The 11,179-nt window shown below is 54.4% G+C and carries 8 protein-coding genes and 1 pseudogene; 6 read left to right on the top strand and 3 right to left on the bottom strand.

Features of this window, described 5'->3' with window-relative positions; genetic code table 11:
- Positions 1 to 255 precede the first annotated feature (255 nt).
- A complete protein-coding gene (locus N6P30_RS15200) occupies positions 256 to 1,209 on the top strand; it encodes a nickel/cobalt transporter (protein WP_023293488.1) in 954 nt (317 codons plus the stop codon).
- A gap of 32 nt (positions 1,210 to 1,241) precedes the next feature.
- Here N6P30_RS15200 and proP read toward each other — a convergent pair whose 3' ends face one another.
- Complete coding sequence (gene proP / locus N6P30_RS15195; protein WP_008500072.1) at positions 1,242 to 2,744, bottom strand: glycine betaine/L-proline transporter ProP; 1,503 nt, start codon at positions 2,742 to 2,744, stop codon at positions 1,242 to 1,244.
- A 649-nt stretch (positions 2,745 to 3,393) separates the two neighbouring features.
- Between proP and kdgT the strand changes: the two genes are divergently transcribed.
- The gene (gene kdgT / locus N6P30_RS15190) at positions 3,394 to 4,386 is read left to right on the top strand and encodes a 2-keto-3-deoxygluconate transporter (protein ID WP_008500071.1); all 993 of its coding nucleotides are present in this window, start codon (positions 3,394 to 3,396) and stop codon (positions 4,384 to 4,386) included.
- Positions 4,387 to 4,443: 57 nt separating this feature from the next.
- Here kdgT and N6P30_RS15185 read toward each other — a convergent pair whose 3' ends face one another.
- The gene (locus N6P30_RS15185; RefSeq protein WP_008500070.1) at positions 4,444 to 5,319 is read right to left on the bottom strand and encodes a diguanylate cyclase regulator RdcB family protein; all 876 of its coding nucleotides are present in this window, start codon (positions 5,317 to 5,319) and stop codon (positions 4,444 to 4,446) included.
- Positions 5,316 to 7,661 (bottom strand): annotated as a pseudogene (gene crfC, locus N6P30_RS15180) (clamp-binding protein CrfC). The gene N6P30_RS15185 and the pseudogene crfC overlap by 4 nt, the downstream one beginning before the upstream one ends.
- A gap of 594 nt (positions 7,662 to 8,255) precedes the next feature.
- Between crfC and N6P30_RS15175 the strand changes: the two are divergent.
- From N6P30_RS15175 to phnD, 4 genes are all read left to right on the top strand, one after another.
- Positions 8,256 to 8,591 (top strand): zinc ribbon domain-containing protein YjdM, encoded by a 336-nt coding sequence (locus tag N6P30_RS15175; RefSeq protein ID WP_008500067.1) that lies wholly within the window; start codon positions 8,256 to 8,258, stop codon positions 8,589 to 8,591.
- Positions 8,592 to 8,714: 123 nt separating this feature from the next.
- Complete coding sequence (yjdN, locus tag N6P30_RS15170) at positions 8,715 to 9,155, top strand: VOC family metalloprotein YjdN (RefSeq protein WP_023293490.1); 441 nt, start codon at positions 8,715 to 8,717, stop codon at positions 9,153 to 9,155.
- 172 nt (positions 9,156 to 9,327) lie between these two features.
- Positions 9,328 to 10,116, top strand: a complete 789-nt coding sequence (gene phnC / locus N6P30_RS15165; protein ID WP_008500065.1) for a phosphonate ABC transporter ATP-binding protein — start codon at positions 9,328 to 9,330, stop codon at positions 10,114 to 10,116.
- 24 nt (positions 10,117 to 10,140) lie between these two features.
- Positions 10,141 to 11,157: a phosphonate ABC transporter substrate-binding protein gene (gene phnD, locus N6P30_RS15160; protein ID WP_008500064.1), complete on the top strand. Its 1,017-nt coding sequence runs from the start codon at positions 10,141 to 10,143 to the stop codon at positions 11,155 to 11,157.
- The last annotated feature ends 22 nt before the right edge of the window (positions 11,158 to 11,179 follow it).

The raw sequence follows: 11,179 nt of genomic DNA, 5'->3' as shown, positions 1-11,179 counted from the left end.
CCGACCGCGTTGTCTGTGAAGTGATTCACATCCGCCGTGTCGATGGAGGCGCATTATAGGGAGTTCGCGAACGACCGCAACCGAAAAGTTGCAAAAAAATGACTGACTGCTGCATTCCCCAGCAAAACCCCGCCTTATACCCATTTATGCACAAAGTTATCCACAATTCTGCACGAATCCCAATGCGATCCCACGAACTGAGCGGGAAGATCAACTATACTGGCGGCAAATACTCTTCTCTGTGCAGGCCGCTTCATGACCACACAACGCCTCACCCGTGACTGGCGTCTCCCTACCGCTGGGTTGATGCTGCTGGCAATTCTCTTTGCCGGTTTTACCCTGCATGCGCACTGGAACGCCTTTATCCAGTGGTGTCTCGCCACGCAAATTACCCTGCACCGCTATCTGGTGATGTACCTGCTGCAGCTAAATAACCACCAGTACAGCGGCGGATTATGGTTGTTAACGGGGGCTTTCCTTTATGGCGTACTCCACGCCATTGGCCCCGGGCACGGAAAATTCATTGTGACGACCTATCTGACTACCAATAAGGAAAGCGAGCTGGCCGCCCGGGTCGTCCCTTTACTGGGCAGCCTGATGCAGGGCGTCAGCGCCATTCTGTTTGTCTTTATCCTGGCGGTAGGGTTTAACCTCGCCTCAGGGGATATCAGTACCAGCCGCTGGTATGTGGAGAAGGTCAGCGCAGTGCTTATTGGCGCATTCGGCGCATTTGTCATTTACCAGGCGCTGAAGAGCCTGCGCCCGCGCAGGATGTCTGTCTCTGCCATTAAGCCGCTTCATCAGCACGACGAACACTGTGGCTGCGGTCATCACGGCGTAGGTGCAGACCTGACGCAGGGCGACTGGAAAACCCGTCTGGGCGTGATACTGGCGATTGGCGCACGCCCGTGCAGCGGGGCGATTATGATTCTGATGTTTTCGAACGCGCTGGGCATTGTTACCTGGGGGATGGCCGCAGTCATGACCATGTCGCTGGGAACCGCGCTTTCTATTATGGGGCTTTCACTGGCTGTACGTTACGCCCGCGAACGCACGGTGGCCTGGTTCGGAGAAAGCGCCTCGTTAAAATGGCTGGTGCCGACCGTCAAAATAGCCGGAGGGATAGTCCTGATCCTGTTCGCGACGGTGCTGTTCCTGACGGTGATCCCCATCAGCGCCAATGGTGACTACATCGCCGCAGGATGCTAATAAAAGAAAACCCGCCAGCGGCGGGTTTTTTGTTACTCGTTGATGCGTGGATGCTGATCCACCAGTCGGGAACGTTTTTTCTGCAGTTCTTCAATCTCGGCGTCAATATCCTCAATCTTCTGCTCTACATTATCGTAGTGCTCACGGAGGATCTCTTTCGCTTCCTGGATATCCGATGCCGCAGGCGTTGCGCCTTTCAGAGGGCGATTCGCCGTCTCCTTCATGGTAATACCGGTAATCAAACCAATCACCGCGATCACCATCAGGTAATAAGCAGGCATCATCAGGTTCTGCGTGCTCTCCACCAGCGAGGCGGCAAGCGTCGGGGTCAGACCGGCAATCAGCACCGAGATGTTGAAGGCCGCGGCCAGCGCGCTGTAGCGAATATGGGTCGGGAACATCGCGGGCAGCGTTGAGGCCATCACCCCGATAAAGCAGTTAAGGATCACCGCCAGCATCAGCAGACCGGCAAAAATCAGCCCCAGTACATTACTGTTGATCAGAATAAATGCCGGGATGGCGAGGGCAAACAGCGCAACGCTTCCCAGAATAATGAACGGTCGACGACCAAAGCGGTCACTCAACAGGCCCATAATCGGCTGCACAAACAGCATACCCACCATGATGGCGATAATGATCAGCACACCGTGATCTTCCGAGTAGTGCAGGTTATGCGACAGATAGCTCGGCATGTAGGTCAGCAGCATGTAATAGGTCACGTTGGTAGAGATCACCAGACCGATACAGACCAGCAGGCTTCGCCAGTGCTTGGTGGCAATCTCTTTGAACGATACCTTCGGACCGTCCTGCAGCCCTTCGCGGTCACCCTGCTCCAGCTTATCAACGTGCTGCTGGAACGCAGGCGTCTCTTCAAGCGCATGACGCAGGTAGAGGCCAATGATCCCCAGCGGCAGAGCCAGGAAGAACGGGATACGCCAGCCCCAGTCGAGGAAGTTCTCTTCCCCCACTACGGTTGAAATCAGGACCACCACACCCGCGCCCAGGACAAAACCGGCAATGGAGCCGAAGTCCAGCCAGCTTCCCATAAACCCGCGCTTACGGTCAGGAGAATACTCGGCAACGAAGATCGAGGCGCCAGTATATTCACCGCCCACGGAGAAGCCCTGTGCCATCTTACAGATCAGCAGCAGAATCGGTGCCCAAATGCCGATAGTGGCGTAAGACGGTATAAGGCCGATACAGAATGTACTGATCGACATAATGACGATGGTGATAGCCAGGATCTTCTGACGACCATATTTATCACCGAGCATACCGAAGAACAGACCACCCAGCGGGCGAATCAGGAAGGGAACGGAGAACGTACCCAGTGCCGCAATCATCTGCAGGCTGGGATCGGCCCCGGGGAAAAACACTTTACCTAACGCATAGGCCACAAAGCCGTAGACACCAAAATCGAACCATTCCATCGCATTACCGAGCGAGGCTGCGGTAATCGCTTTACGCAGTTTGGCGTCATCAATAATGGTGACGTCGCGAAGCGTGATGGGTTTAATCTTTTTCCTTCTCAGCATAGCTATCCTCGTTGACTCGGCCCTGTCTGTTTCACAGTCCAGTTTACGTTCTGTGAACCATGGGATCCGCTCCATGCGAATCGCCTTATTCAAGCGTAGCAGGTTTACTTACATTGACGTTTTACGTCGATACAACCGAACCTGTTGACGCCTGTCTGGGCAGTTAATGACCTTTTTACCCTACCAGCGTTTATATTTGTGATCAACTTCACACATATTTCAGCGTCAGGTCAACTCAGTCCAGTATTTGTCAATCAGTGCAAATAAGCCCTTTCTCATCCCCGCCTCATGAGCTCTCTCACGCACGTCATGAGTTCTTTCGCAACAAAAAACAAACCACGTTTACTCACATTCAATTTACATAAATTTTCTTCATCAGGAAGCCGCCGATAGTTTTACATTGAATATGTGACAAAGATAACTAAAACGGCGTTTTATTTTGATTGAATCAATATTCCAATGATCGCATGATAAATCCGAATACAGCATTTCATGTGTTTTCTAAGAAAATTAATCGAGAGAAAACATTTATTTTCCTGACAGGGTAATCGAGAAGCACCTCTCAAACACAAATGCCAATCAATTGAATTTATTGACTAATTTTTAACACCGAACGCCCGTCCTGCGGGGTCAGATGTGAGGATTGTCCATGAAGATTAAAGCCACGATAGAACGCATACCCGGCGGTATGATGCTGGTTCCGCTGGTGCTGGGCGCCATCCTGAATACCCTTGCCCCTGATACCGGGGCTTATTTTGGTGGTTTCACAAAAGGCATGATAACGGGCACGGTTCCAATTCTTGCCGTCTGGTTTTTTTGTATCGGTGCATCCATTAATTTGCGGGCGACCGGTACCGTATTACGGAAATCCGGCACGCTGGTAATAACCAAAATAGCGGTAGCATGGGCGGTGGCAATGATATGCGCGATGTTCATCCCGGAGAATGGAATTCAGACCGGGTTCTTCGCGGGGTTATCGGTGCTGGCGATTGTCTCCGCGATGGATATGACTAACGGCGGATTGTACGCCAGCCTGATGAACCAGTACGGGACGAAAGAAGAGTCCGGCGCATTTGTCTTGATGTCTCTCGAATCAGGCCCGCTGATGACGATGCTGATCCTGGGGTCCGCTGGCCTGGCCTCTTTTGAACCCCACCACTTTGTCGGCGCAATCCTGCCCTTCCTGATCGGCTTTGCCCTTGGCAACCTCGATCACGATCTGCGTGATTTCTTCAGCAAAGCCACGCCGGTGCTGATCCCGTTCTTCGGCTTTGCGCTGGGGAACACCATCAACCTGAAGGTTATCCTTGATACCGGCCTGCTGGGTATTGTGCTGGGTGTCGCCGTAATCGTCATTACCGGTATTCCGCTGATCGTTGCCGACCGCGTGATCGGGGGAGGAAACGGCACGGCGGGCGTCGCCGCCTCTTCAGCCGCAGGCGCTGCCGTCGCCAACCCGGTGATAATTGCCCAGATTAACCCGGCCTTCGAACCGGTAGCCGCTTCAGCGACGGCGCTGGTTGCCGCCAGCGTGATTGTCACTGCGCTACTGGTGCCGATCATCACGGCGCTATATGCGAAACGCTACGCCAATGCTCCCGAGCAGAATATCGAACGAAAAGCGGTCGAACTCCGCCATTAACACACCGTACCAAACCCTCCCCTCTTCCCTGCGGGGAGAGGGTGAGGGGTAAGGGATTTACCCAAAAATCTCTTCCACCATCCCGTCCACCAGCCGTTTTGCCGAACAGAGCCTCGGCATCCCCAGTGCGACGGTCTGCCAGTTTTGCGTCACTGACCAGCTCACCGGATGCTTATCCGCCTGACACCAGTCCCCCAGCCAGCCCAGCATGTCTTTATGATCGATCGATCCGGGAGAAGCAGGCGCTGTCAGCCACTGGTGATAAAAATGGCGGGTCGTGGGTGAGGCATTAATGCCCTGCGCCAGATAGTTAGCCGCCATGCTGCGCAGGTTATCCTTAAGCATGGCCGCCACATCTTCTTTCGCGAGGCGGCATGCGTCGCCAAATGCTCCCCAGCGCAGTTCTTCCAGAACGATAAAACAGCGCCCGGCCAGCGACCAGCCATCATAATGTCCGGCCCGCCAGCGGGTAAAAATTTGCTCGCTGTGCTCACCTGCCTGCACCGTTAGCCCGCGCTGGGTCAGCGCCTTTTCTTTCCAGGCTGCGCGTTGGGTAAAATGAGACACGAGATCGGCGTACTGCTGCGTCAGTCCGGGAGACTGCAGGGTGCGTGGGTGAGTCTGCTGACGCAGCGCAATCAGCTTCTCTGCCATCAGCGTCAGCGCGAGATGGCCCGGATCAAGCATCCCGGCCAGCTTTTCCGCCAGCCCCAGGCGCAGCGCCGCATTTTCATTGAGCATCCCCGCCATCGCCCAGGGGCGTAGCCGGGTATGCGTCATGATTTCCTGCGTCAAACGCTCGCGAAACTGCAGCTGCTGTGGTCCCAGGCGAGGATGACGCGCCGCGTCTCCCCCCTGCACCAGATCGACCATAAATTTTGGATTAATACACTCCAGCGTTCGCCCGGGGCCGTCCAGTAGTGGTGTTGTCATGGTTGCTCTGCCGCGAATAGAGTTTGAATATCATCGCGTAACAGTCGGGTATCTTCCTGTATCCACGTCGCAGTAGTGATGCTTTGCTTCAACAACTGGCAGAGCGCTCGGGTTGAGTGCTCATTTTGCTGACGCACTGCGAGGCTATCACGCAAGCTTTCCTGTAACCCGGTCAGGCACAACGAAAATTCTGCAAAGAACGTCGCCATTCCTGCCGTAACAGAGACATCGACCTGCGCGGACAAAGCTTTACGTATTTGTTCTCAAAACTGATCAATATGTTGCTTAAATTTGTCATGTAGCTGCGCAATGTCGATAACATAGCGCGTGCGCGTTTCCACATACTCGTCCCAGCCCCAGCCAGGATTATTGAGCCAGCGAGAGACCGTTTCGCGCATGCTGCTCCCGCCGGAAGGCGGGGCGGCCTGGCTATCGTCCTGCGCAATCGCATCGTTAAACAGCGCTCGCGTATTGAAGTTAAGCTGGCTTGCCTGAAACGCCGGGAAGCTGATCCGCGCCCGAAAACCCGCATGGCTCAGATGCTCTTTAATACGCGTTTCGATGGGACGCATGGCTTCGTTAAGAGAACGCGCCAGCGTGGACTCCAGCTGATCGAAGCGTAACGCCAGCTCCCGGCCGATCTTCGTCTGGGCATCCAGCATCACCCGCTCGCAGGAGGCGCGTAATTTACTCAGCGCAATCTGCGCCTGCCCTTCATCGTCCAGCACCAGCTGCTTCACCCTCTCACCGCGAAGTTGCTGCCGTTCGGTGCCTGCCGAATCAAGAATCGGGAGCGTGCTGAACACCTGGTCAATCGCCTGGTGAAGCGCGGTTTTTTGGGATCCCATAAAGTCCGCGGTGGCGTTCAGCGCTTCCTCAACCTCATGTTTCACCTCATCGCTCACCACGCGCTGACGCGTCTGCAAAAGCGCCATGTCCTCTTCCAGACGTGCGATATTCAGCTCCAGCGCCTCAAAGGCCACCGTCAGCCCCTGATAGCGGAAATCGAGATACTCGCGGGCGTTTTGCGCGTAGTTAAGAAGCTTATGCGAGGCCGAACGCAGCGCGTAGAGCGAGGCATTGGCATAGGCGGCGTAAATCAGTTTCCGTATCGGTTGCTCGAAGAGCGAATCTTCCCAGAGCAAATCGGCAGAATGTCGGATATGGTCGATATCGTCCAGGTCCGCCGTACGCCAGCGACGTCCGAGTGCGGCTTCGGCAAAATCCTGCACCCAAGGTTGCTCCTGGTGATCCGGCAGTCGTCCATGCGAACTTAGCTCATAGCGCGCGCGGTTCGCCAGATACGCCCACATGGACGACACGGGGTAAATCTGGCCAGGCGAAATATTGCCTTTCATTAAGGTGCCGGAGATCATCGCCCGGATCTGTTCTTCATCATCGCTATTGCGATCTTTCTGATCGAATTTATTGACCAGCGCATACAGCGGCACCGATTTTCCCGCCGCGGAAATCGCCTGGCGGACTTCTTCATCAGAAATGGATTTAAGCTGGGTATAATCCATTACGGCCAGCACCGCCGATGCGCGGGACAACTGCTCGCTGAGCATTTTTTGCAGATGCGGCTGTCCGGCCTCGTTCGGCCCGGGCGTATCGAGCAGCGTCAGCTGCCCGAGGTGGGCATCCAGGCCCGCAAGATGCACGAACTCCACTTCAATTACCGGGATATGCTCAATAGCCGTATATTCAGAGAACGGAAACTCCACACCCAGCGCCTGGGAAAGTCTCACCAGATCGTTGAGGCTTTTCAGACAATGAAATATCGGCTGCGCGCCCAGGTGATGCTTCTCAAACGCTTCCCCTTTTTCAATGCGCTCCAGCAGCGTATTCATGTCTTTATCAATTTCCAGACGCTGAGCCAGCTTCCCGCGGTCGTAATCACAGAGCTGTTTCTGAAGCAGTTGGATCAATTCATCAATCGGGGAGGCATGAGAGAAATGCAGCACCGGTTCCTTCTGACCCGGCGTGTGGCGAATCAACGTCGGAAGCGCCGTCATTGGACGATTGCGGTTCGGCAACACTTCGGTACCCACAATCGCATTAATGGTGGTCGATTTCCCCGCTTTCATGGTGCCAACAATGGCCAGGACCATTTCCAGCCGGGTTATTTTGCGTAATTCATTATTCAGCATCGCCTGCTGGGCGTCGACACCGCGCGCGCTAAAATGCAAAGGTAAAACGTTGTTTGTTTCGCCAGTAATAGCAGCCTCTGTGCTCTCCAGCATCTCAGTGGGCATTGATTTCAACGTATCAAGATTTTGCAGGGCAAGCTGTAACAAACGCTCGGCTTCCTGGCTTAATTCAAAAATGGTCTGTGTGTGCATGATAAAAGCCTTTCCTTAACGCAAATTTATTACTTTTATTAAGCCACTGGTTTTTATTATGTTGTTCAGGCTTATATGATCACGTGTGGAAAACATGTTCGCCGAAATATAACTGATTGAAGATAATCAGGAATAATTCCCTATCCTTGCATGGCGTGTAGAACTCTTCTCCAGGCCTGATAGCCAAAAGAAAAAAGCGTAGCCCATTTTTAAGAAACTTCAGGATATATCACCATTATTTACCCACCTAAAAAGAGAGGTAATGCACCACTGCCATAAGATATGTATGGCAGCAAAGTCCGGAGATAAATAACAATGTGTCGCTTCACCTTATCCGAAATGGCAGAGCGTAGCAATTTGCTGCAATAAAATATTCGATATATTTATCGTCATTTCTTCCCACCGTGTTAATGGACATAAGCTTCGCGTAACTGACTGACAGAACGTGTCACTCCCGATACGCTTTTTGGCTTTTTTAATTCACAATATCACCGACAACGGTGTGGATTTGCGCTATACTTGCCGCCTTTTTCGGCACCCTGCCGTCATTTAGCTGGCACTTTCCAGCGCGTTTACACTTTTGAGGATACCGATATGTCTCTCCCACACTGCCCAAAATGCAATTCTGAATACACCTATGAAGATAATGGCATGTTCATCTGCCCGGAATGCGCTCATGAATGGAATGATGCCGAGCCGGCTCAGGATGCTGATGCGCTCATCGTAAAAGATGCGAACGGCAACCTGCTGGCGGACGGTGACAGCGTTACCGTCGTTAAGGACCTGAAGGTGAAAGGCAGTTCCTCTATGCTGAAGATCGGCACCAAAGTGAAGAATATCCGTCTGGTTGAAGGCGATCATAATATCGACTGCAAAATTGACGGCTTCGGTCCAATGAAACTGAAATCTGAGTTCGTGAAAAAGAACTGATTTTTCACCTGTACGCCCGGTAAGCGAAGCGCCACCGTGCGCTTTTGCCGGATGCGCTACGCTTATCCGGCCTACAAAAAAAGAACTAAACTTAACGGGCTTTTCTTACGTGAGGTAAAGATTATGCCGTTAAGTCCCTACATCTCTTTCGCCGGCAACTGCGCTGAGGCCACCGCCTTTTACCAGCAAGCCGTCGGCGCAGAACTTCTCTATAAAATTACCTTCGGCGAAATGCCAAAAAGCGATAACAGCGAAGAAGGCTGTCCGTCCGGTATGCAGTTTCCGGATTCGGCTATCGCCCACTCCAACGTCCGCATTGCGGGCAGCGATATCATGATGAGCGACGGGATGCCGCCTGGCAGCAACGCGCAGTACGCGGGCTTTACGCTGGTGCTCGACACCCAGGACGTCGATGAAGGCAAGCGCTGGTTCGACAACCTTGCCGATGGCGGGAATATCGAAATGGCCTGGCAGGAGACCTTCTGGGCGCACGGTTTCGGTAAAGTCACCGACCAATACGGCGTGCCGTGGATGATTAACGTCGTCAAGCAACAAACGTCGTAGGCAGGACACGCGCAGCGCATCCGCCCACAGCGCCGGTGGCGCTGCGCTGACCGGGCCTACGGTGATTGTCATCAAACTCCGCTCAACTCTTCAAACTCCCGCAACCTGCACTTAACCCAAATGTCACATTGATGCGCCAGCATGAGGCCACATTTATCGTGAGGCCCAGCACATGCAAACTGTCATCCGCGTCGAGAAACTGAGCAAGACCTTCAATCACAACAAGGCTCTGCATGCCGTTGATCTGACCGTCCGGCAGGGCGACATGGTGGCGCTTCTCGGGCCTTCTGGCTCGGGTAAATCCACCCTTCTGCGCCATTTGAGCGGGCTTATCACCGGCGATAAAACGCCGGAAAGCCACGTCGAGCTGCTGGGCAATACCGTGCAGCGCGCCGGGCGTCTGGCGAGCGATATCCGCAAGAGCCGCGCCCAGACGGGCTGCATCTTCCAGCAGTTCAACCTGGTAAACCGCCTGACGGTGCTGGAGAACGTGCTGATTGGCGCGCTCGGCAGCACCCCGTTCTGGCGCACCTGTCTGCGCTGGTTCACCCCTTCCCAGAAGCAGGAAGCCTTACAGGCGCTGACCCGCGTCGGTATGGCGCATTTCGCCCACCAGCGCGTCTCCACCCTGTCCGGTGGACAACAGCAGCGCGTGGCGATTGCGCGCGCGCTGATGCAAAAAGCGCAAATCATTCTTGCTGACGAACCCATCGCCTCGCTGGACCCGGAGTCCGCCCGCATCGTGATGGAGACCCTGCGCGACATTAACCAGAACGACGGCATTACCGTGGTGGTCACGCTGCATCAGGTGGATTACGCCCTGCGCTACTGCGAACGCATCGTCGCCCTGCGTCAGGGGCACGTGTTCTTTGATGGCGCGAGCCATCAGTTTGATAACGAACGTTTTGACCATCTCTACCGCAGCATTAACCGCGTCGAAGAGAACGCGCAGGCTGCTTAAATAAACCCGATCCGAGGAAAGTACATGAGCTACAAAGCCGTTGCCGCGCTGGCCTTTACCAGCATGTTCAGCCTCAGCACCCTGTTAAGCCCGGCGTATGCGGAAGAGCAGGAAAAAGCGCTGAACTTCGGCATTATTTCGACGGAATCACAGCAAAACCTGAAACCTCAGTGGGAACCGTTCCTGAAAGATATGGAAACCAAGCTGGGGATCAAAGTGAACGCCTTCTTCGCCCCGGACTACGCGGGCATCATCCAGGGGATGCGCTTTAATAAAGTGGACATCGCCTGGTACGGCAACCTCTCCGCCATGGAAGCGGTGGACCGCGCGAACGGCCAGGTCTTTGCCCAGACCGTCGCGGCAGATGGCTCCCCGGGCTACTGGAGCGTGCTGATTGTCAACAAAGACAGCCCGATCAACAACCTCAACGACATGCTCGCCAAACGTAAAGAGCTAACCTTCGGCAACGGCGATCCGAACTCTACCTCCGGCTACCTTGTCCCTGGCTACTACGTCTTCGCCAAAAACAACGCCTCCGCCAGCGACTTCAAGCGCACGGTAAACGCCAGCCATGAAACCAACGCTCTGGCCGTGGCCAACAAGCAGGTGGACGTTGCCACCAACAACACCGAGAACCTCGACAAGCTGAAGACGTCCGCCCCGGACAAGCTGAAAGAGCTGAAGGTTATCTGGAAATCCCCGCTGATCCCCGGCGACCCGATTGTGTGGCGTAAAAACCTGTCCGAAAGCACCAAGGACAAGGTGTACGACTTCTTTATGACCTACGGCAAAACGCCGGAAGAGAAAGCAGTTCTGGAACGTCTGGGCTGGGCACCGTTCCGCCCGTCAAGCGACCTGCAGCTGGTGCCGATTCGCCAGCTGGCGCTGTTTAAAGAGATGCAGGGCGTGAAGGACAACAAAGGCCTGAAGGACGAGGAGAAGACCAGCAAAGTGGCCGCGATTCAGGCTCAGCTTGAAGACCTCGACCGCCTGACCGCCGCGCTCGGCGCGATGACCAGCGTGAATAAAGCGGTGCAGTAACGCTTTTCGCCCGGTGGCGCTG

It is taken from the genome of Enterobacter sp. PL1, from assembly GCF_945957325.1.
Taxonomy (GTDB): Bacteria; Pseudomonadota; Gammaproteobacteria; order Enterobacterales; family Enterobacteriaceae; genus Enterobacter; species Enterobacter roggenkampii.
Note: the sequence above shows the minus strand (reverse complement) of the source record. Positions and strands in the feature narration are given on the sequence as shown.

Bases quoted from the DNA above. Each gene is read 5' to 3' on its own strand.
- N6P30_RS15200 (WP_023293488.1), top strand. From the start codon at position 256: ATGACCACACAACGCCTCACCCGTGACTGGCGTCTCCCTACCGCTGGG.
- proP (WP_008500072.1), bottom strand. From the start codon at position 2,744: ATGCTGAGAAGGAAAAAGATTAAACCCATCACGCTTCGCGACGTCACC.
- kdgT (WP_008500071.1), top strand. From the start codon at position 3,394: ATGAAGATTAAAGCCACGATAGAACGCATACCCGGCGGTATGATGCTG.
- N6P30_RS15185 (WP_008500070.1), bottom strand. From the start codon at position 5,319: ATGACAACACCACTACTGGACGGCCCCGGGCGAACGCTGGAGTGTATT.
- N6P30_RS15175 (WP_008500067.1), top strand. From the start codon at position 8,256: ATGTCTCTCCCACACTGCCCAAAATGCAATTCTGAATACACCTATGAA.
- yjdN (WP_023293490.1), top strand. From the start codon at position 8,715: ATGCCGTTAAGTCCCTACATCTCTTTCGCCGGCAACTGCGCTGAGGCC.
- phnC (WP_008500065.1), top strand. From the start codon at position 9,328: ATGCAAACTGTCATCCGCGTCGAGAAACTGAGCAAGACCTTCAATCAC.
- phnD (WP_008500064.1), top strand. From the start codon at position 10,141: ATGAGCTACAAAGCCGTTGCCGCGCTGGCCTTTACCAGCATGTTCAGC.